The 20,316-nt window shown below is 52.7% G+C and carries 20 protein-coding genes; 2 read left to right on the top strand and 18 right to left on the bottom strand.

What is annotated here, in order from left to right:
* Window positions 1–10: 10 nt before the first annotated feature.
* From mrdB to IB214_RS17620, 5 genes are all read right to left on the bottom strand, one after another.
* A complete protein-coding gene (gene mrdB / locus IB214_RS17640; protein ID WP_096757900.1) occupies window positions 11–1,123 on the bottom strand; it encodes a peptidoglycan glycosyltransferase MrdB in 1,113 nt (370 codons plus the stop codon).
* Window positions 1,124–1,125: 2 nt separating this feature from the next.
* Window positions 1,126–3,027 carry a peptidoglycan DD-transpeptidase MrdA gene (mrdA, locus tag IB214_RS17635; protein ID WP_117342221.1) on the bottom strand — a complete coding sequence of 634 codons (1,902 nt, stop codon included), beginning with the start codon at window positions 3,025–3,027 and terminating at the stop codon, window positions 1,126–1,128.
* A gap of 30 nt (window positions 3,028–3,057) precedes the next feature.
* Window positions 3,058–3,525 carry a 23S rRNA (pseudouridine(1915)-N(3))-methyltransferase RlmH gene (gene rlmH / locus IB214_RS17630; RefSeq protein WP_003022725.1) on the bottom strand — a complete coding sequence of 156 codons (468 nt, stop codon included), beginning with the start codon at window positions 3,523–3,525 and terminating at the stop codon, window positions 3,058–3,060.
* Window positions 3,526–3,528: 3 nt separating this feature from the next.
* Window positions 3,529–3,846 (bottom strand): ribosome silencing factor, encoded by a 318-nt coding sequence (gene rsfS, locus IB214_RS17625; protein ID WP_096757898.1) that lies wholly within the window; start codon window positions 3,844–3,846, stop codon window positions 3,529–3,531.
* 254 nt (window positions 3,847–4,100) lie between these two features.
* Window positions 4,101–4,712, bottom strand: a complete 612-nt coding sequence (locus IB214_RS17620; RefSeq protein ID WP_117342222.1) for an adenosylcobalamin/alpha-ribazole phosphatase — start codon at window positions 4,710–4,712, stop codon at window positions 4,101–4,103.
* Between the two features lie 96 nt (window positions 4,713–4,808).
* On the opposite strand from IB214_RS17620, the gene cobD reads away from it, so the two are divergent.
* Window positions 4,809–5,903: a threonine-phosphate decarboxylase CobD gene (cobD, locus tag IB214_RS17615; protein WP_117342223.1), complete on the top strand. Its 1,095-nt coding sequence runs from the start codon at window positions 4,809–4,811 to the stop codon at window positions 5,901–5,903.
* Here cobD and nadD read toward each other — a convergent pair.
* Genes nadD through leuS form a run of 4 tightly spaced genes read right to left on the bottom strand, consistent with a single transcriptional unit; the run spans window position 5,878 to window position 10,742 of the window.
* The gene (gene nadD, locus IB214_RS17610) at window positions 5,878–6,519 is read right to left on the bottom strand and encodes a nicotinate-nucleotide adenylyltransferase (RefSeq protein ID WP_096759450.1); all 642 of its coding nucleotides are present in this window, start codon (window positions 6,517–6,519) and stop codon (window positions 5,878–5,880) included. The two genes, cobD and nadD, sit on opposite strands and share 26 nt — an antisense overlap.
* Before the next feature lies 1 nt (window position 6,520).
* Entirely contained in the window at window positions 6,521–7,552 is a 1,032-nt protein-coding gene (holA, locus tag IB214_RS17605; RefSeq protein WP_117342224.1) for a DNA polymerase III subunit delta, read from the bottom strand.
* The gene (lptE, locus tag IB214_RS17600) at window positions 7,552–8,145 is read right to left on the bottom strand and encodes an LPS assembly lipoprotein LptE (RefSeq protein WP_117342225.1); all 594 of its coding nucleotides are present in this window, start codon (window positions 8,143–8,145) and stop codon (window positions 7,552–7,554) included. Before lptE ends, holA begins: the two co-directional genes overlap by 1 nt.
* Window positions 8,146–8,159: 14 nt before the next feature.
* On the bottom strand, window positions 8,160–10,742 hold the full coding sequence (gene leuS / locus IB214_RS17595) for a leucine--tRNA ligase (protein ID WP_115259098.1): 2,583 nt from the start codon (window positions 10,740–10,742) through the stop codon (window positions 8,160–8,162).
* A 235-nt stretch (window positions 10,743–10,977) separates the two neighbouring features.
* Between leuS and IB214_RS17590 the strand changes: the two genes are divergently transcribed.
* Complete coding sequence (locus tag IB214_RS17590) at window positions 10,978–11,460, top strand: zinc ribbon-containing protein (RefSeq protein WP_115259097.1); 483 nt, start codon at window positions 10,978–10,980, stop codon at window positions 11,458–11,460.
* A 60-nt stretch (window positions 11,461–11,520) separates the two neighbouring features.
* On the opposite strand, the gene rihA is transcribed toward IB214_RS17590, so the two are convergent.
* The 9 genes from rihA to IB214_RS17545 all read right to left on the bottom strand — a co-directional run bounded on the left by rihA (window position 11,521) and on the right by IB214_RS17545 (window position 20,200).
* Window positions 11,521–12,456 carry a pyrimidine-specific ribonucleoside hydrolase RihA gene (gene rihA, locus IB214_RS17585; RefSeq protein ID WP_117342226.1) on the bottom strand — a complete coding sequence of 312 codons (936 nt, stop codon included), beginning with the start codon at window positions 12,454–12,456 and terminating at the stop codon, window positions 11,521–11,523.
* Between the two features lie 116 nt (window positions 12,457–12,572).
* Window positions 12,573–13,298 (bottom strand): glutamate/aspartate ABC transporter ATP-binding protein GltL, encoded by a 726-nt coding sequence (gene gltL / locus IB214_RS17580; protein WP_096757890.1) that lies wholly within the window; start codon window positions 13,296–13,298, stop codon window positions 12,573–12,575.
* Window positions 13,298–13,972: a glutamate/aspartate ABC transporter permease GltK gene (gene gltK, locus IB214_RS17575; protein ID WP_096757889.1), complete on the bottom strand. Its 675-nt coding sequence runs from the start codon at window positions 13,970–13,972 to the stop codon at window positions 13,298–13,300. Before gltK ends, gltL begins: the two co-directional genes overlap by 1 nt.
* Window positions 13,972–14,712: a glutamate/aspartate ABC transporter permease GltJ gene (gene gltJ, locus IB214_RS17570; RefSeq protein WP_096757888.1), complete on the bottom strand. Its 741-nt coding sequence runs from the start codon at window positions 14,710–14,712 to the stop codon at window positions 13,972–13,974. Before gltJ ends, gltK begins: the two co-directional genes overlap by 1 nt.
* A gap of 158 nt (window positions 14,713–14,870) precedes the next feature.
* Window positions 14,871–15,779, bottom strand: a complete 909-nt coding sequence (gene gltI, locus IB214_RS17565; protein WP_117342227.1) for a glutamate/aspartate ABC transporter substrate-binding protein GltI — start codon at window positions 15,777–15,779, stop codon at window positions 14,871–14,873.
* A gap of 370 nt (window positions 15,780–16,149) precedes the next feature.
* On the bottom strand, window positions 16,150–17,688 hold the full coding sequence (gene lnt / locus IB214_RS17560) for an apolipoprotein N-acyltransferase (protein WP_117342228.1): 1,539 nt from the start codon (window positions 17,686–17,688) through the stop codon (window positions 16,150–16,152).
* Between the two features lie 24 nt (window positions 17,689–17,712).
* Complete coding sequence (corC, locus tag IB214_RS17555) at window positions 17,713–18,591, bottom strand: CNNM family magnesium/cobalt transport protein CorC (protein ID WP_096757884.1); 879 nt, start codon at window positions 18,589–18,591, stop codon at window positions 17,713–17,715.
* Window positions 18,592–18,689: 98 nt separating this feature from the next.
* Window positions 18,690–19,157, bottom strand: a complete 468-nt coding sequence (gene ybeY / locus IB214_RS17550) for an rRNA maturation RNase YbeY (RefSeq protein WP_117342229.1) — start codon at window positions 19,155–19,157, stop codon at window positions 18,690–18,692.
* Window positions 19,154–20,200, bottom strand: coding sequence for a PhoH family protein (locus IB214_RS17545; protein WP_167456046.1), 1,047 nt, complete (start codon window positions 20,198–20,200; stop codon window positions 19,154–19,156). Before IB214_RS17545 ends, ybeY begins: the two co-directional genes overlap by 4 nt.
* Window positions 20,201–20,316 lie beyond the last annotated feature (116 nt).

Here is a 20,316-nt window from a genome sequence, read left to right as displayed (position 1 = left end):
TGCGTACCCCTTACACGCTTTTCGACAACATTTTTCTATGGGTGTGGATCGACATCACAATCCCGAACCCGGCCATCAGCACAATCAGTGCAGAGCCTCCGTAACTGACCAGCGGGAGTGGAACCCCTACTACGGGCAGAATACCGCTCACCATACCAATATTTACGAAGACATAAACGAATAATATCAACATTAAACCACCGGCCATGACGCGACCAAAAGTGGTTTGCGCTCGGGCGGCAATCCATAGCCCACGCATAATCAGCAAAATGTACAGCGCCAGCAGAATTAAGATCCCTACTAGCCCAAGCTCTTCGGCTAACACCGCAAAGATAAAGTCGGTGTGGCGTTCGGGTAAAAATTCAAGCTGTGACTGCGTACCGTGCAGCCAGCCTTTGCCGCTCAAACCGCCGGAACCAATAGCAATTTTAGACTGAATAATGTGATATCCCGCGCCCAGTGGGTCGGTTTCAGGGTCGAGAAGCATCATCACGCGCTGACGCTGGTAATCATGCATCAAGAAGAACCACAGTATCGGGATAAATGCGGCGACCAGAACCACAGCCACGCCGATTAAGCGCCAGCTTAAGCCCGACAGGAACAGCACAAACAGGCCGGAAAGGGCAACAAGGATAGAGGTCCCGAGGTCAGGTTGCGCGGCGACCAGCAGCGTCGGCATGAAAATCAACACCAGCGCGATAGCGGTATTCTTCAGCGACGGCGGACAAACATCACGGTTGATAAAGCGTGCTACCATCAGCGGGACTGCAATTTTAGCAATTTCAGACGGCTGAAAACGCACAATGCCGAGGTCCAGCCAGCGCTGTGCGCCTTTAGAAATGGCCCCAAAGGCATCTACCGCTACCAGCAGAATAATACAGACAATATAGAGATAGGGGGCCCAGCCTTCGTAGACCCTGGGAGGGATCTGCGCCATCACCACCATGATGACCAGACCCATGGCTATTTGGCCGACCTTACGCTCCATCATGCCAATATCCTGGCCGCTGGCGCTCCAGATAACCAGCGAGCTGTAAACCAGCAGTGCCAGCAAAATAAGCAACATCGTGGGATCGATGTGAATTTTATCCCAGAACGTTTTTTTGTTCGGATTATCCGTCACGATTATTGGTCCTCAGCTGCGGTAGTCACCGGGTTTTCCGCAGGCAGATTGGTGTTGTTGTCGCCCAACATAATATGGTCAAGGATCTGGCGCATGATGGTACCTACAGGCGCACCGGCTCCGCCGTTTTCGAGGATAATCGCGACAGAGACCTCGGGTTTATCGTAGGGCGCAAATGCGATCATCAGCTTATGATCGCGTAAACGTTCGGCAATTTTATGCGCATTATAGGTTTCATTGGCTTTCAGACCGAAGACCTGAGCGGTACCGGATTTTGCCGCAATTTTATACGGTGCACCGGCAAAATATTTATGCGCGGTACCGTTAGGACGGTTTGCAACACCGTACATACCGTCTTTGGCAATTTCCCAGTAACCGGAATGAATGTCACCCACCGGCGGCTCATGCGGCTGAACCCATGGCACCTGCTTGCCGTTTTCCGTGGTGCTCATCAGCAGATGCGGGACTTTTACCACGCCGTCGTTGATAAGAATCATCAGCGATTTGCTCATCTGAATAGGGGTTGCTGTCCAGTACCCCTGACCGATGCCCACCGGAATAGTATCACCCTGGTACCATGGCTTTTTAAACCGTTTTTGCTTCCATTCACGCGTTGGCATATTACCGGCTCGCTCTTCGGCCAGATCGATCCCCGTATAATGGCCATAGCCGAATTTACTCATCCACTCTGAAAGACGGTCTATCCCCATATCATAGGCGATTTGGTAGAAAAACGTATCCGCAGATTCCTCCAGTGAGCGGGTTATGTTCAGATGACCATGCCCCCACTTTTTCCAGTCGCGATAACGTTTTTCAGAACCGGGCAACTGCCACCAGCCTGGATCGAACAGCCCGGTATTACGGGTAATCACGCCCGCGCTTAGTGCGGATACCGCCACGTAAGGCTTAACGGTTGAGGCAGGGGGGTAAACACCTTGCGTCGCGCGGTTAACCAGTGGGGTATTGGGGTCATTGAGCAACCCTGCATAATCTTTGCTGGAGATACCGTCTACAAACAGGTTGGGATCGTAGCTGGGCATAGAAACCAGCGCCAGCACGCCGCCGGTACGCGGGTCTGTGACCACCACGGCGGCACGACTGCCGGCCAGCAGGGTTTCAATATACTGCTGGAGCTTTAAATCCAGCGTTAAATAGATATCGTGCCCGGCCTGAGGCGCCACTTCTTTCAATTGGCGAATCACGCGACCACGGTTGTTGACTTCAACTTCTTCGTAACCGGTCTGACCATGCAGAACGTCTTCGTAATAACGTTCAATACCCAGCTTGCCGATATCGTGGGTAGCGGCGTAGTTGGCGAGCTTGCCGTCTTTGTCCAGGCGTTCAACGTCTTTATCGTTAATTTTTGAGACGTAACCAATGACGTGAGTTAGCGCAGAGCCGTAGGGATAGTAACGGCGCTTATAGCCTTTGACTTCCACACCGGGAAAACGATATTGATTGACGGCAAAGCGTGCTACCTGCACTTCCGTCAGATTGGTTTTCACCGGAATGGACGTAAAGCGGTGGGAACGTGCTCGTTCTTTTTTAAAGGCGGCAATATCGTCGTCATTGAGATCAACCACTTCCCGCAGCGCATCCAGCGTTTGCTGAACGTTATCGACCTTCTCAGGCATCATTTCTATCTGGTAAATGGTGCGGTTGAGGGCCAGGGGGATGCCGTTACGGTCATAAATGATGCCGCGACTGGGGGCGATCGGCACCAGTTTGATGCGGTTTTCGTTTGAACGGGTCTGATAATCGGTGAAACGAACGATTTGCAGGTTATACAGGTTGGCGATCAGCACGCCAGTGAGCAGCAAAATCCCCAAAAAAGCAACCAGCGCCCGACGCACAAACAGCGCGGACTCAGCCGTATAGTCGCGAAAAGAATTCTGTAGTTTCATCCGCTGCTTAATCTACTCAAGACTCAATGATCACTCACGGTGATAAGGGTGGTTGGTGGTAATGCTCCACGCTCTGTACAGACTCTCTGCCACCAGAACCCGAACAAGAGGGTGGGGAAGGGTTAATGCAGAGAGTGACCAGCTTTGCTCCGCGGCAGCCTTACAGGCTGGAGACAATCCTTCCGGTCCGCCAATCAGCAGACTGACGTCACGACCATCCAGTTTCCAGCGTTCCAGCTCGGTTGCCAGTTGTGGCGTGTCCCAGGGTTTTCCTGGGATATCAAGGGTGACGATGCGATTTTTGCCAGCGGCAGCCAGCATCTGTTCACCCTCTTTATCGAGTATGCGTTTAATATCCGCGTTCTTGCCGCGTTTTCCTGCCGGGATCTCGATAAGCTCAAAAGGCATGTCTTTTGGAAACCGACGGAGATACTCCGTAAAACCGGTTTGCACCCAGTCAGGCATTTTCGTACCCACAGCGACAAGTTGCAGCTTCACGCATTAACTCCAGAGTTTTTCCAGTTCATACAGGCGACGGCTTTCTTCCTGTAAAACGTGGACAATCACCTCGCCGAGATCAACGACGATCCAGTCGGCCACGTTCTCACCTTCAACGCCAAGCGGCAGCAGGCCAGCGGCGCGAGATTCCTGAACAACGTGGTCAGCGATAGACATGACATGGCGGCTGGATGTGCCGGTGCAGATAATCATGCAGTCAGTGATGCTGGATTTGCCCTGAACGTCTAAGGCGATGATGTCTTGACCTTTAAGGTCATCAATTTTGTCGATTACAAAATCCTGAAGTGCTTTACCCTGCAAGTGTTCCCCCTGGGTGAAAAGAGTTAAAAAGGCTTGTTAGTATACCTGAACCAGAGGCGATATCGGGACAAATGTCTCCGAAAGCGCTTTTGAGGTGCGCTATCATCCCACCCCACGCAACAGAATGCATCGCCATTTTTGTAAAACAATTTCTGCAAAGCTCTGAAAGGCGGGAAAAGTCAGGCTGCGGAGAATAGCAGCCTGTCATGGGGTGTCAATGGGCGCGAGCCCCTTCGACAGAAAAAACCGTGTATTCACTCCCCCTCGCGCCAGATGGCTCGGCTGTTTAACACTTTCAGCACCGCAAAATCGTCGCAGAAATCAATTGCGCTCCAGCACCCCTGTTCAACGCGGAAATGCCACATTGATGCCGCGGGCATTGACATGAGCCGGGCGATCAGCACGCTGAGTACGCCCTGATGGCTGACCACCAGAAGGTTCTGCGAATTTTTATAATCAGCAAGTTGGGCAATGAAGCGCTCAACTCGCTGTGAAAATGCCTGAAAACCTTCGCCGTTGGTGGGGGTCGCATTCTGCCAGTCGTTACACCACAGCGCATAGTTTTCTGCGTCCTCACGCGCCAGATCGCGATGGTGGCGCATTTCCCAGTCACCAAAGAACATTTCATTAAGCTCGGGCATGATCCGCAGTGGAACGTCGCGCCCTGCTAAGAGCAACTGCGTGGTATGGCGCGCGCGTTCAAGCTCGCTGCAGAGGACGTGGTCGAAAGGAACGTTGTGTAATAGTGCGGCCAGTGTTTCAGCTTGGGTTATTCCCCGCTGAGTGAGCGATGTAGGGGCATGACCGCTGTATAACCCGGCAACGTTGGCGTCGGTTTCTCCATGACGTACTAACCAGAGTCTCATTTTTCCCTCGTGAGGCTATTCGCACAAAACATGATATTTGCCCTGATTGCGCAGTGACTTTTCAATAAAATACCCTTTTAAAACTGGAGCGGCACGATGTCTTTATTAAAGAGCGCGCATGGCGGTAACACCCGGGAAGCCGCCGCATTATTGGGCATCTCGCCTGGGCAATTGCTGGATTTTAGCGCGAATATTAACCCGCTGGGTATGCCGGCAAGCTTAAAACGCGCACTAATCGACAATTTGGACCGTGCTGAGCGCTATCCGGATGTGGATTACGCCCATTTGCATGCCACTCTGGCGGAGCACCATCATGTTCCTATGTCGTGGATCCTCGCCGGTAACGGGGAGACGGAGTCGATCTTTACGTTGGTTGATGGTCTTAAGCCGCGTCATGCGATGATCGTCATTCCCGGATTTGCGGAATATCGCCGGGCACTGCAATGGGGCGAATGCGCAATACACGAGTTTGCGCTGCGCGAAGAGGACGGTTGGCAGTTGACCGGAGAGATTCTCGATGCACTTACCTCGGAGCTGGATTGCCTGTTCCTGTGTACACCTAACAATCCCACCGGGCTGTTGCCCGAACATCACCTGTTGCAGGAGATAGCACGGCGTTGTAAACAGCTCGGGATCGCATTGATCCTCGATGAAGCGTTTATCGATTTTATCGCCGGGGAACAGGGGTTTATTCCGCTGTTGCAAGAGAATCCGCACATCTGGGTTTTGCGCTCACTCACCAAATTTTATGCGATACCCGGCCTGCGCCTGGGATATCTGGTTAACAGCAACGAGCAGGCGGTAGCACACCTGCGCAGCCGGCAAATGCCCTGGTCAATCAATGCCTTTGCCGCACTGGCGGGCGAAATGATTCTCCACGATAGTGTCTATCAGCAGGCGACATGGGAATGGCTGGCGCATGAGGGGAGCCGATTCGATCAACAACTGCAAAATCTGCCTGGCCTGACGGTGTATCCCGGACGGGCAAATTATCGCTTGTTACGCTGCGATCGACCGGGTTTAGATTTGCAAAAATCATTGCTGGAACAGCATGTGTTGATCCGCAGTTGCGCTAACTATCCGGGGCTGGATGCGCGTTACTACCGGGTGGCTGTCCGTGGCGCTGAAGAGAACAACCGCCTGCTGGCGGCATTACGCTACACGCTTAGCGGTACAACCCTTGCTGATTGATATAGTCCAGCACGGAGTCTGGCATTAAATCGTCACACGGCTCACCGTGTTCCAGTCGTTCGCGGATAAGGGTAGCGGAGATATTGAACCAGGGGGTTTCTGCCAGGTAAATTTTCCCGGCAGGAAGCTGGTGCAGGTCATCTGGCGAATGAGTCAGATGACGTTCGAGCCACTGCTGGTGCTGCGCCTGCGCCATCTCCAGCGGATACCCCGGTCGTCGGCAGACGATGAGATGGGTATTGTCCAGAATGGTGTCGGAATTGTGCCAGGAAGGAAAGGTGAGCAGTGAGTCCTGACCAATAATAAACGCCAGCGGCGCGAGTGGCCCTTGTTCCTCGCGCCACTCCTTGAGAGTTTGGGCGGTGTAAGAGGCCGTATCTCGTTTTAGCTCACGTTCATCCAGGATAAACAAAGGCTTGTCAGCAATTGCCAGCTCAAGCATCTGTTTACGCTGTGCGCTGGAGGCTTCGGGTTGCGCACGATGCGGCGGCACATTATTAGGCATGATAATCACCCGTGATAGGCCAATCAGATTAGCCAGAATTTCCACGGGTTTAAGATGACCATAATGCACCGGATCAAAGGTGCCACCGAACAAAGCCTGTAATGATTTCATATCAACCATCAATAAAAACATCTGCCAGTGATTTATGGCAGAGCAGAAGAGAAAGTCCCTCAAGCTCGGCCCATACTGACTGACCATAATCTTGTTTAAGCGTAATTTCCGTGCGCGTTAACAACTGTACCGCCTGGCGTAATTGCTCAGATGACAGCCGGTTTAGTGCATCACCCATCATGCCGCGGCGGTTTTGCCATACCCGATGCTTATCAAACAAGGCGCGTAATGGTGTGTGGACTGATTGCCTTTTCAGGTTGACCAGTAACAGTAATTCACGCTGTATCGTGCGCAGCAGAATAACCGGCTCACTGCCTTCAAGGCGCAGTTGCTGCAGGATATGTAGCGCGCGTTTACTTTTTCCCATCAACAGCGCATCGACCCAATGGAAGGGGGTAAAGTGCGCCGCATCGTTAACCGCTTGCTCCACACGAGGCAACGTGAGTTTTCCATCAGGCCACAGCAATGATAACCGCTCCAGCGCCTGCGCCAGGGCTAATAGGTTACCTTCATAGCAATAACATAATAGCTGATTGGCGGCTTCGTCCAGTTGCAGGTTGCTTTGTTTCGCTCTGGCGGCAACCCAGCGAGGGAGCTGCGCCTGCTCTGGCGTCTGGCAGCTCACCTGAACAGCATGGCTCGCCAGACTGGTATACCACGCGGCATTTTCCTGTGCTTTGGTCAGCTTGTTGCCGCGAACAATCAGCAGTAGATCGTCATGCAGCAGGGTAACCAGCGTGGCGAGTTGTTCGTTAATGGCGGCATTAGGGCCGTTTTCAGGCAGTTGTAGAAGTAATGTCTGCCGGCTGGCAAATAGGCTCATGGCCTGGCAGAGGGAAAAAATAGCCCCCCAGTCAGTGCTGGTATCGAGGGTGAACGTGTGGTGTTCTTCGAATCCTTGCACAGTGGCGGCCAGACGGACGGCATCCTGGCTTTCCTGCAACAAGAGGGGATCGTTGCCCAGTAATAAGTACGCCGCGCGCAGCCCTTCTTTGAGCTGTGCGCGGAGTTGTTCAGGGTACAACTTGAGCATCAGTTACCCAGCGTGGTGGAAACACGCGCCTGAGAAGACGTTGGCGCGGCTGTTTCATTCTCAGCAGGCTGTACGTCATCACTGGATGACTGAGTATCAGCAATATGTATGCTTGGCAGCTTACGAATCAACTGTTCGGCCGCTTTGTCATACATTTCTTTGATGATCATATCCTGCTCGTTATCCTTCGCCAGTGCAGCCTGTGAGTTATCAAAGAACGAACGATAGACCTTGGCACTAATCGGATAAATGTCGTGACCCGGAATCAGAACGGAAGCTTTGACAGTCATCACCATCTGGTATTCGGCGGTTTGACCGTTTTGGAATACCGATGCCGTGTCTTTCGAGATACTCACGCCGCCCAGACGCAGGGACGGCACGTCTTTACGCATAGAACCGCTTTCGAGCAGTTCGATGTCGTTCAGACGTAACTGGTTGCGTACCGCGCGGCTTAACGGGCCGTTCGGATCGCCAGAGTCCAGGATCATAGTTTTCATTGTGGGCGGTACCTGCGTAGTACTACGCAGATGCCAACCACACCCAGCGGTGACCAGCACCACCAGGGATAACAACAGAGTTGTCAGATGTCGCACGCTTCCTCCCGCGCTTAGCCAACGACCAGATTGAGGAGTTTACCCGGTACATAAATCACTTTTCGTACGGTAACGCCATCAAGATATTTTGCTACCAGATGCTCCTGGCCAGCACGCTCACGAACTTGCTCTTCGGTGGCGTTGACTGGAACGGTGATTTTGCCACGTACTTTACCGTTCACCTGCACCACAACCAGCGTTGAGTCTTCGACCATTGCGCTGTCGTCAGCAACCGGCCACGGTGCGTTGTCGATATCGCCTTCGCCCTTCAGCGCATGCCACAAGGTGAAGCATACGTGCGGGGTGAACGGGTTGAGCATACGCACAACGGCCAGCAACGCTTCCTGCATCAGGGCTCTGTCCTGCTCGTCTTCCTGCGGTGCTTTTGCCAGCTTGTTCATCAGTTCCATAACCGCCGCAATCGCGGTGTTAAAGGTCTGACGACGGCCGATATCATCGGTCACTTTCGCAATAGTTTTGTGAACATCGCGACGTAGCGCTTTCTGATCGTCGCTCAATGCGTCAACGTTCAGGGCCGCAACATCACCTTTGCTGGTGTGTTCGTAAACCAGTTTCCAGACACGTTTCAGGAAGCGGTTAGCTCCTTCAACACCGGATTCCTGCCATTCAAGCGTCATATCAGCCGGAGAGGCGAACATCATGAACAGACGCACGGTGTCTGCGCCGTAACGCTCAACCATCACCTGCGGGTCGATACCGTTGTTTTTTGACTTGGACATCTTGCTCATGCCGGTATAGACCAGTTCATGACCTTCGGCGTCCTGCGCCTTCACGATACGGCCTTTTTCATCGCGCTCAACGATAGCATCAACCGGAGAAACCCAGTTACGCTCGCCGTTGGCACCGACGTAGTAGAAGGCATCCGCCAGTACCATGCCCTGACACAGCAGCTGTTTAGCCGGTTCGTCAGAGTTCACCATGCCCGCGTCACGCATCAGCTTGTGGAAGAAACGGAAATAGAGCAGGTGCATGATGGCGTGTTCGATACCGCCAATGTAGATATCAACCGGCAGCCAGTAGTTGGCAGCCTTAGAGTCCAGCATGCCTTCCTGATACTGCGGGCAAGTGTAGCGCGCATAGTACCAGGATGATTCCATAAAGGTATCAAAGGTGTCGGTTTCACGCAGAGCCGGCATACCGTTAACGGTGGTTTTTGCCCACTCTGGGTCGGCTTTAATCGGGCTGGTGATACCGTCCATCACCACATCTTCCGGCAGAATAACCGGCAGCTGATCTTCTGGGGTTGGCAACACGGTGCCATCTTCCAGCGTGACCATTGGGATTGGAGCGCCCCAGTAACGCTGACGGGAAACGCCCCAGTCACGCAGACGGTAGTTAACTTTACGCTCACCCACACCTTTTTCGACAAGCTTGTCGGCAATGGCGTTGAAAGCCGCTTCGAAATCGAGACCGTTAAACTCACCAGAGTTAAACAGCACGCCTTTCTCGGTCAGTGCCTTCTCAGACAGATCCGGTTCTGAACCGTCCGCCGCCAGGATAACTGGCTTGATGCTCAGACCATATTTGGTTGCGAACTCGTAGTCGCGCTGATCGTGACCCGGCACGGCCATCACGGCACCTGTACCGTATTCCATCAGCACGAAGTTTGCAGCCCAAACCGGGATCTCTTCACCGGTCAGCGGATGAATCGCTTTAAAGCCAGTGTCGACGCCTTTCTTCTCCATGGTCGCCATTTCAGCCTCGGCAACCTTGGTGTTGCGGCATTCGTCAACAAACGCCGCCAGTTCCGGGTTATTCGCCGCGGCTTTCTGCGCCAACGGGTGACCTGCGGCAACGGCCAGATAAGTGGCACCCATAAAGGTGTCCGGGCGGGTGGTGTAAACGGTCAGCGTGTTGTCATAACCGTTGACATCAAAGGTGATCTCCACGCCTTCAGAGCGGCCAATCCAGTTGCGCTGCATCGTTTTTACGGTGTCAGGCCAGTGATCCAGACGGTCCAGGTCGCGCAGCAGTTCGTCAGCGTATGCGGTGATTTTGATGAACCACTGCGGGATCTCTTTCCGCTCAACTTTGGTATCACAACGCCAGCAGCAGCCGTCAATAACCTGTTCGTTCGCCAGTACTGTCTGGTCATTAGGGCACCAGTTAACCGCAGAGGTTTTCTTGTACACCAGACCTTTTTTGTACAGTTCAGTGAAGAACTTTTGCTCCCAACGGTAATATTCCGGGGTGCAGGTCGCCAACTCACGGCTCCAGTCATAGCCGAAGCCCAGCATTTTGAGCTGGTTCTTCATGTAAGCGATGTTGTCGTACGTCCACGGAGCAGGCGCGGTATTGTTTTTCACCGCCGCGCCTTCAGCTGGCAGGCCGAATGCATCCCAGCCAATCGGCTGCAGAACGTTTTTACCCAGCATACGCTGATAGCGGGCGATCACATCACCGATAGTGTAGTTACGTACGTGGCCCATGTGTAGTCGACCAGAAGGATAGGGAAGCATAGACAGGCAGTAATACTTCTCTTTGCTCTCGTCTTCGGTAACTTCAAATGTGCGCTTCTCATCCCAGTGAAGCTGTACTTTGGATTCTATCTCTTCCGGGCGGTATTGCTCTTGCATGGCAGCCAGTGGTCCTGTTTTCAATACAGCTACAAACGTAGCTTTAGATGTGGTGTTTCAGATCCGCATAGCATAGCCCAAACGTCCGCGTCAAAACAGCCTTTCGCGCATTCAGCATTGAATTCCCGCAAGGATAAATATTGCACGAATTTACATACTCTGTGGACAGTCTTGCAAAGCGTAGTGTAAATAACGTCTATTATTATAGACAGTTAACGACCCAGGAGGCGAAGCGATGAACAAGGTTGCTCAATATTACCGTGAACTGGTGACGTCACTTAGCGAACGTCTACGCAATGGTGAACGCGATATCGATGCGCTGGTGGACCAGGCTCGTCAGCGAGTTATGCAGACCGGGGAGTTAACGCGAACCGAGGTAGAAGAACTCACCAGGGCCGTCAGACGCGACCTTGAAGAGTTCGCGATCAGTTATGAAGAGAGTCTTGATGAGGAGACTGACAGCGTTTTTATGCGGGTCATCAAAGAGAGTATCTGGCAAGAACTGGCGGATATTACCGATAAAACCCAGCTTGAATGGCGCGAAGTATTCCAGGACCTGAGTCATCACGGGGTTTATCACAGTGGTGAGGTGGTCGGGTTGGGGAATCTGGTCTGTGAGAAATGCCACTTCCATTTAGCCGTTTACACGCCAGACGTGCTGCCGCTATGCCCGAAATGTGGTCACGATCAGTTCCAGCGCAGACCATTTGAGCCGTGATTTTTTGTGCCGGATGCGACGCGACGCGTCTTATCCGGCCTACGCACTTAATGATAAATGTCAGGCGTAAAACCTGAGCCGTTCGGCCAGCAGATCGACAAAACCTTGCCGGTCAACGTCAACCATAACCGTGGCGTTGGGTTTATTTCCGCTCAGGAAATAGTAATCCACTACGGTCATTCCCTGCGTGTATTTTCCCTGCGTCTCTACGCCGACCCAGCGTTCAACGGTGGTAAACAGTTCGGGCTTCAGTAACCAGGCAATGGTGCATGGATCGTGTAGCGGTGCGCCTTTGAATCCCCATTTCTCGTCTTTGTGATATTCGAAGAAGAAATCCAGTAACTCAGCGACAATGCTCGCCACAGGATTGCCAATCGCGCGCAATCGCTCGGTGTCTTCACGATGAATTTGTGCTTTATGTGTGACGTCCAGCCCGGCCATCACTACCGGAATACCTGATTGAAACACCATCTCTGCCGCTTCGGGATCAACATAAATATTGAACTCAGCAGCCGGTGTCCAATTTCCGAGTCCCATCGCGCCGCCCATAATCACAATACGGGCGATTTTCTTATGCAACTCGGGGTGGCTATTCAGCAGCAGTGCTACGTTAGTTTGGGGGCCAGTTGATACAATCGTGACCGGTTCCGGACTTTCGCGCAGGGTTTTCGCCATTAACTCCACGGCTGTACAACTTTGCGGGGCAAATGCCGGCTCCGGCAGTACGGGGCCGTCCAGGCCACTTTCTCCGTGAACGTTATCGGCAATTATCAACTCGCGCATCAGGGGCTTCAACGCGCCTCCGGCAACGGGAATATCCGATCGGTTGAGCAGCGTTAACATACGCAACACATTACGCAGGGTTTTATCAGGCGTCTGGTTGCCCGCTGAGGATGTTATGGCTTTAACATCAAGTTCCGGTGAGGCGAGGGCGAGAACCATTGCGATAGCGTCGTCATGACCTGGATCGCAATCAAAAAGGATCGGAAGTGCCATTGTGACTCCTTGTGGGTGGGACTTCGTGACAAGGTTAACGCCGGGCTGTATGTGATTCGAGATGCGAAGAAAGAAAGCGTGATTTGGCGCGCACTTTGATGTGCGCGCCGGAAAGATTAATGCAATATTTTGGCGAGGAAGTCTTTGGCGCGATCTGATTTTGGATTGGCAAAGAACTCTTCTTTCGGCGAGTCTTCCACAATCTTACCCTCATCCATAAAGATTACCCGGTTCGCCACTTTCCGAGCGAAGCCCATTTCGTGGGTGACCACCATCATGGTCATCCCTTCATGAGCCAGCTCGACCATGACGTCCAGCACCTCGTTGATCATTTCTGGATCGAGCGCTGAGGTGGGTTCATCAAACAACATGGCGATAGGATCCATACACAGCGCCCGGGCAATGGCCACGCGCTGCTGCTGTCCACCAGAAAGCTGGGCCGGAAACTTATCGGCATGGGCCGACAGTCCTACGCGCTCAAGCAGTTTTTGTGCTTTGTCGCGAGCAGGCTTTTTATCGCGTTTAAGTACTTTTACCTGGGCCAGGGTCAAGTTTTCGATGATCGACAAATGTGGGAACAGTTCAAAGTGCTGGAAGACCATGCCCACGCGAGAACGCAGTTTGGCCAGATCGGTTTTTTTGTCATTCACGACGGTACCGTCAACGGTGATCACACCCTGCTGCACTGGCTCCAGGCCGTTTACCGTTTTGATCAGCGTCGATTTACCGGAGCCTGACGGACCGCAAACTACCACCACTTCACCTTTTTTAACTTCCGTGGAGCAGTCGGTCAGAACCTGAAAGTGACCATACCATTTAGAAACATTTTTCAGGGTAATCATTAAACTGTCCTTTTCTTCAAATAGCTGACCAACAACGATGCGCTCAGACTGAATACAAAATAGACGGCGCCAGCGAACAGGATCATCTCGACCTGTGTGCCGTCACGCTCGCCAATGGTGGAGGCGGTACGGAAGAAATCTGCAAGACTTAATACGTAGACCAGCGAGGTGTCCTGGAATAGAACGATGCCCTGGGTCAGCAGCAACGGCACCATCGCGCGAAATGCCTGCGGCAGAATAATGAGCTTCATCGACTGCCAGTGGGTCATCCCTAACGCCAGCGCGGCGCTGGACTGTCCACGAGAAATACTCTGGATCCCGGCACGGATAATCTCTGAGTAGTACGCCGCTTCAAACATCGAAAACGCCACCATCGCTGAGATCAGACGAATATCGGTTTTCGGTGACAGGCCTAATACGTTCTGTAAGAACCCTGGTACAATCAGATAGAACCACAGCAGCACCATGACCAGCGGAATAGAGCGGAATACGTTCACGTAGATCTTCGCAAACCAGGCAATGGGCGCGAAGCTGGACAGACGCATTACCGCAAGGATAGTTCCCCAAACGATGCCAATAATGACCGCCGTAACGGTAATTTTCAGCGTGATCATCAGCCCATCCAGCAGATACGGCAGGGAGGGGACAATGGAACTCCAGTCAAATTCGTACATTATTTGCCTCCCAAATTGCCAGGCAGGCGAGTTTTACGTTCAACCAGATTCATCACCAGCATAATAAAGGCGTTTATCAAGACATAGGCAAGGGTGATAGCCGTAAACGACTCCCAGGCGTGGGCAGAGTAATCCAGCAGCTTACCTGCCTGTGCTGCCATATCGACCAGACCGATGGTTGAGGCGATGGCGGAGTTTTTCACCAGGTTCATCATTTCTGATGTCATCGGCGGTACGATCACGCGGTAGGCGTTGGGCAGCAGAACATAGCGATAGGCCTGCGGTAGCGTCAGCCCCATCGCCAGCGCGGCGTTTTTTTGTCCGCGAGGCAAAGACTGAATCGCGGCGCGCACCTGCTCACAAACGCGGGCGGCGGTAAACAGCCCCAGGCAGAGCATTGAGGAGAGGAAAAACTGGATGTTGGGATCCAACTCAGCCTTGAACCACATGCCAATGTTTTCTGGGAGCAGTTCCGGGATCACCAGATACCAGGTAAAAAATTGTACGATCAGCGGAACGTTACGAAACAGTTCAACATACAACGTGCCTATCCCGGAAAGGAAACGGTTGGGAACGGTGCGTAAGATGCCGAATAGGGAACCTATCAGGAAAGCAATAATCCAGGCGGTGATTGAAAGCGCGACGGTGACCTGGAAACCACTCCAGAGCCAGCCGAGATAGGTGGTGTTGCCGAACGGGGCTTCTTGTAAAAAAATCCCCCAGTTCCAGTCTATAGACATAAATCTACTCCAGAAAAAAAAAGGGTAGCAGCGCTACCCTCGAAGATTGTTGAGAAGCTCATTTTTCGCGCTGAGTGGGGAACGGCCACTCAGCGTATAGTCTGTCCATGCTTCCCGACAATCGTGAGGGCCAGGTGAACTCGCCCCATTTATTTTAGTTAGTTGAGTGCTTTATCATTTGGTTCTTTGAACAGGGCCTTCATCTCGCTCGACAGTTCGAAATTCATATTCAGGTTCTTTGGCGGAATAGGGTTTTTAAACCATTTATCAAACCACTTCTCAGCTTCACCTGAAGTTTGTGCCTGTGCAATGGTGTCATCCATCAGCTTTTTGAACGTGACGTCGTCTTTACGCAGCATACAGCCGTACGCTTCCTGAGATTGTGGCTTGCCGACGATCTCCCAGTTGTCCGGTTTCTTCGCCTTCGCGCGTTCACCAGCCAGCAGGGCGTCATCCATCATAAAGGCGACGGCGCGACCGCTTTCGAGGGTACGGAAAGAGTCACCGTGGTCTTTCGCACTGATGATGCGCATATCCATTTTTTGTTCTTCGTTCAGCTTATGCAGCAGCACTTCCGAGGTGGTACCGGAAGTCACAACCACCGCTTTGCCTTTCAAGTCAGCGAAATCTTTGATGTCGCCGCCTTTTTTCGCCAGCAGGCGGGTGCCGACAACGAAAATGGTGTCAGAAAATGCCGCTTGTTTCTGGCGTTCAACGTTGTTGGTGGTTGAACCACATTCAAAGTCGAAGGTGCCGTTTTGCAGCAGCGGAATGCGGTTCTGGGAGGTAATCGGAATCAGCTTCACCTGCAGGTCAGGTTTGTTCAGCTTTTTCTTCACGGCCTCAACAATTGCGTTGGAGTAATCCTGTGAATAACCGACCACTTTCTGCTGATTATCGTAGTAGGAAAACGGGACCGAGGATTCACGGTGTCCGACGACGATGACGCCATTTTTAGCGATCTTGTCCAGGGTGCTGCTTGCCGCAGGGGCGGCATCTTCCGCGTGCGCCAGACCGGCAGACATTCCCACGACCAGCATGGCAGTGGCGAGCTTACGTAATTGCATATCCAACTCCTTTATCGTCTGCGTCAGGGACGCATTGATACCCATTGTGATGTTGTTATTGTTTGCTACTTAAAAGTGCAGTCTTGTATGTGTTTGTTAACATTTAGTTTGGATGAATGTAAAGAATTTGCTGTGTTATTGTTTATTTTTGCGAGGTGCGCCGCACCGTTTGAGGGCAAAAATATCTTGTTGCACATTTCAGGTGCTACCTGTGCTCAAATTTGGTGCGACCAGGTTGCACATTCAACCAAAACAGCGTTTGCCTTGTATAACAAAGCAATAGGCGTGCCAGAATGGGAGAGGAGAGGGGATGTGTTAGCCGGACAAGGCGCGTGAGCGCCAACATCCGGCAATATGACGAGAGCAGAGATTATTTACGACGCTGGCGCAGACTCATGATGATCGCGCCAAAGCCTAACAACGCGGTAATCAGCCATAACGGCCAGTTTCCGGTACGCGCATACGGCGTGAGACCCGTTGTCGGGGTAACGCTGGTGGTCAGTACCTGTCGGGTAAATTGCGGGATCATGGCCTGCACTTCACCTTGCGGGCCAATCACCGCCGTGATGCCATTATTAGTGCTACGCAACAGCGGACGCGCCAGCTCCAGTGACCGCATGCGCGCCATTTGGAAGTGCTGCCATGGACCGATGGATTTACCAAACCAGGCATCATTGGAGATGGTCAGCAAGTAGTCCGTATCCGGGCGGAAGTTATCCCGTACCTGTTCGCCAAGAATAATTTCGTAGCAGATTGCCGCCGTCAGCTTAAAGCCGTGCGCCTGCAGCTGTGGCTGCACATACGGCCCTCGGCTGAAGGATGACATGGGTAAGTCAAAGAACGGCGCCAGCGGGCGTAGAATCGATTCCAGCGGCACAAACTCACCAAACGGGACAAGGTGATTTTTGTTGTAACGATTGCTGGAGTCATAGCTGTACGGACTGTCTTTACCCAGCGTGATGATGGTGTTGTAGGTATCGTAGCGGTTTTGCTTGTTAAGGCGCGCGTCAACAATACCGGTGATTAGCGTGCTGTTTTTAGATTTTAGCAGGTCATCCATCATGCCGAGGAACCGCTGCTGATTGATCTCCAGATCAGGAATAGCGGACTCTGGCCAGATGATCAGCTGTGATTTGCCCATTTCAGGCTGCGTGGCATCAAGGTAAATCTTCAACGTGTTGATGAGCTGACCTTCATCCCACTTCAGCGACTGCGGAATGTCACCTTGCACCATCGAAACTTGGGTGGTTTTTTCTGGCTCCAGTGTATACCACTGGATGTAGCGCAGCGGGAAGGGCAGAGCGAACAATACCACGGCAGCAACCAGAGGACGCCAGTTACGTGTGACTAACGCCAGCGCCAGCAGGCCGCTGACCATCATCAGCAGGAAGTTAATCGCCTCGACGCCCATTACCGGCGCCAGGCCTTTCAGCGGGCCGTCAATCTGGCTGTAGCCAAACTGTAGCCATGGGAAGCCGGTCAGCACCCAGCCGCGCAGGAATTCGGTTATCTGCCAGACTACCGGGGCAGCAATCGCCACCCGCAGCCAGCTGGTTTTTGGCCACAGGCGCGACAGAACGCCCGCAAACAAACCTGTGTACAGCGAGAGGTATGCCGCAAGCAATACCACAAGGAATACGTTAACCGGGCCTGGCATACCGCCAAATTGCGCAATGCTGACATAGACCCAGTTGATGCCGGAGCCAAAAAGACCCATTCCCCAAACATAGCCGATAGCGGCAGACTGGAGTGGGCGACGGTTGAGAGTTAAGGCCTGCAGACCCATCAGCGAAATAATCGCCGCAGGCCAGATGTCATACGGAGAGAACGCCAGCGTCCCGCAGGCACCGAATAATAACGCCAGCAGCAGGCGAATGCGCTGGCGTTCAATTAAGTGGGCAAATGCCATGTAGTCTTTGATCCAGTTTCGGGTTTATTCGTCCAGTTTTGGCTGGGGTGAGTCGTCCGGAATTCTGACATGAACCTGAATAATACGACGGCTGTCGGCCATGGCAACTTTGAACTGGTAGCCATCAATGTCGATAGTCTCTCCACGTGCGGGCAGATGACCAAAGGCCTGCATCACCAAACCGCCAATAGTATCGACTTCTTCGTCGCTAAAGTGGGTGCCGAAGGCTTCGTTGAAGTCTTCGATCGGGGCCAGCGCACGAATGGTCCAGGTGTGGCGACTAAGCTGACGGAAATCGATATCGTCTTCTTCGTCGTATTCATCTTCGATTTCACCGACGATCAGTTCAAGAATGTCCTCAATGGTCACCAGACCCGAGACACCGCCGAACTCGTCGATAACGATAGCCATATGGTACCGCTGAGAGCGGAACTCTTTCAGCATGCGGTCAACACGCTTGCTCTCAGGTACGACAACCGCCGGGCGTAACACTTTTTCCATGCTGAAAGCTTCGGCATCACTGCGCATAAACGGCAGCAAGTCTTTCGCCATCAGAATCCCTTCAATGTGATCTTTGTCTTCGCTGATCACCGGGAAACGCGAGTGGGCGGACTCGATGATGACATCAAGACACTCATCCAGAGTCTGGTTGCGTTTCAGTGTGATCATCTGGGACCGGGGGATCATGATGTCGCGAACACGTTGGTCCGCAATGTCCATCACCCCTTCGAGCATATCGCGCGTATCTTCATCGATAAGGTCGTTTTGCCCGGAATCACGGATCAGCTCCAACAGTTCGTCGCGGTTTTTTGGTTCACCGTGGAAAAGTTGGCTCAGTAACAGGGAAAAGAATCCCTTTTTGCTGTGTAAGGTGTCACTACTGTGTGAATTGTCGTCGCTCATGGCGTCGTATGGGTTCTCATGTTAGTTAATAGATTGCTCAAGGCACGTAAACTCAGTGCCCGGCGTGGTGACCTGTCACCGGCTTGACCGGCAGCAGGTTATTCCTTCTCGGCAATGTACGGATCCTCATAGCCCAGAGCAAGCATAATCTCTGTTTCGAGGGATTCCATTTCTTCCGCTTCGTCGTCTTCGATATGGTCGTAGCCTAAGAGATGCAGGCTACCGTGTATAACCATGTGTGCCCAGTGGGCTTCAAGAGGCTTACCTTGCTCCTGCGCTTCTTTTTCGACCACTTGACGACAGATGATCAAATCGCCCAGCAGCGGCAGTTCGATGCCCGGTGGGGCCTCAAACGGGAAGGACAGCACGTTGGTTGACTTGTCTTTCCCGCGATAGGTCAGGTTCAGTTCGTGGCTTTCAGCGTCATCGACCAGGCGAATGGTAACCTCTGACTCTTCCTGAAACTGCGGGATCACCGCATCCAGCCATGCCTGAAACAGGCGCTCATCCGGTAAACCGGCGTTATCTTCACATGCCAGCTGTAAATCGAGAATAACCTGACTCATTTTTGTTCCTGTTCCTGGGCTTCACGCTTGCGTTCCGCTGCCTGTTCGGCTTTACGTTTTTGTTCTGCTTCTTCCCAGGCTTCATACGCCGTCACGATACGGGCAACCACCGGGTGGCGTACCACGTCTTCGCTATGGAAGAAATTAAAGCTAATCTCATCGACCTCAGCCAACACTTCGATGGCATGACGCAGACCGGATTTGGTGCTGCGCGGCAGGTCAATTTGGGTAATGTCGCCGGTGATCACCGCTTTGGAGTTGAAGCCAATACGGGTCAGGAACATTTTCATCTGTTCGATAGTCGTGTTCTGGCTCTCATCAAGGATAATGAACGCATCGTTCAGCGTACGACCGCGCATATAAGCCAGCGGGGCGACTTCAATGACGTTACGCTCGATAAGCTTCTCCACCTTCTCAAAGCCGAGCATTTCGAACAGCGCATCATACAGCGGACGTAAATAAGGATCGACTTTCTGGCTGAGATCGCCCGGCAGGAAGCCCAGTTTTTCACCGGCTTCAACCGCCGGACGGGTCAGCAGAATACGGCGAATTTCCTGACGCTCGAGCGCATCGACCGCGGCGGCTACCGCCAGGTAGGTTTTACCCGTCCCTGCAGGACCGACGCCGAAGGTGATGTCGTGGTCGAGAATATTGGCGATGTACTGCGCCTGATTCGGCGTACGCGGTTTGATCACGCCACGCTTGGTTTTGATATTCACCGCTTTGCCAAACTCTGGCACGCTGTCTGCGCTCTGCTCAAGGACACGCGCTTCTTTGATTGCCAGGTGAATTTGTTCCGGCTCGATGTCCTGCGTCTTGCCGCGCATTGGCGCGGTATCGACGTACAGGCTGTGTAAAATATCTGCCGCAGCGGTAACGCAAATCGGGCGACCGGTCAGCTTAAAGTGGTTGTCGCGGCGGTTAATTTCGATACCAAGGCGACGTTCCAGCTGTTTGATGTTGTCATCAAAAGGACCGCACAGGCTCAACAGACGGGCATTGTCTGCGGGCTCAAGGGTAATTTCGCGAGTGTCTATGTTCAAACCGTTCCTCTTATGCAGATATCGCCGGACGTCGAACATTTACCGGCATGTAGGGAAATTATTCACGCCACAGGGAAAAGGCGCAAGCATTGCAATGAAGATGGGGGCGTAGAGAG

The organism is Citrobacter sp. C1 (genome assembly GCF_014596895.2).
Lineage (GTDB): Bacteria > Pseudomonadota > Gammaproteobacteria > Enterobacterales > Enterobacteriaceae > Citrobacter > Citrobacter gillenii.
This window is presented reverse-complemented; position numbering and strand designations above follow the sequence as displayed.

Coding starts and splice junctions, on each gene's coding strand:
- mrdA (WP_117342221.1), bottom strand. CDS start 3,027: ATGAAACTACAGAATTCTTTTCGCGACTATACGGCTGAGTCCGCGCTG.
- IB214_RS17620 (WP_117342222.1), bottom strand. CDS start 4,712: ATGAGACTCTGGTTAGTACGTCATGGAGAAACCGACGCCAACGTTGCC.
- cobD (WP_117342223.1), top strand. CDS start 4,809: ATGTCTTTATTAAAGAGCGCGCATGGCGGTAACACCCGGGAAGCCGCC.
- nadD (WP_096759450.1), bottom strand. CDS start 6,519: ATGAAATCATTACAGGCTTTGTTCGGTGGCACCTTTGATCCGGTGCAT.
- holA (WP_117342224.1), bottom strand. CDS start 7,552: ATGCTCAAGTTGTACCCTGAACAACTCCGCGCACAGCTCAAAGAAGGG.
- leuS (WP_115259098.1), bottom strand. CDS start 10,742: ATGCAAGAGCAATACCGCCCGGAAGAGATAGAATCCAAAGTACAGCTT.
- IB214_RS17590 (WP_115259097.1), top strand. CDS start 10,978: ATGAACAAGGTTGCTCAATATTACCGTGAACTGGTGACGTCACTTAGC.
- rihA (WP_117342226.1), bottom strand. CDS start 12,456: ATGGCACTTCCGATCCTTTTTGATTGCGATCCAGGTCATGACGACGCT.
- gltL (WP_096757890.1), bottom strand. CDS start 13,298: ATGATTACCCTGAAAAATGTTTCTAAATGGTATGGTCACTTTCAGGTT.
- gltK (WP_096757889.1), bottom strand. CDS start 13,972: ATGTACGAATTTGACTGGAGTTCCATTGTCCCCTCCCTGCCGTATCTG.
- gltJ (WP_096757888.1), bottom strand. CDS start 14,712: ATGTCTATAGACTGGAACTGGGGGATTTTTTTACAAGAAGCCCCGTTC.
- gltI (WP_117342227.1), bottom strand. CDS start 15,779: ATGCAATTACGTAAGCTCGCCACTGCCATGCTGGTCGTGGGAATGTCT.
- lnt (WP_117342228.1), bottom strand. CDS start 17,688: ATGGCATTTGCCCACTTAATTGAACGCCAGCGCATTCGCCTGCTGCTG.
- corC (WP_096757884.1), bottom strand. CDS start 18,591: ATGAGCGACGACAATTCACACAGTAGTGACACCTTACACAGCAAAAAG.
- ybeY (WP_117342229.1), bottom strand. CDS start 19,157: ATGAGTCAGGTTATTCTCGATTTACAGCTGGCATGTGAAGATAACGCC.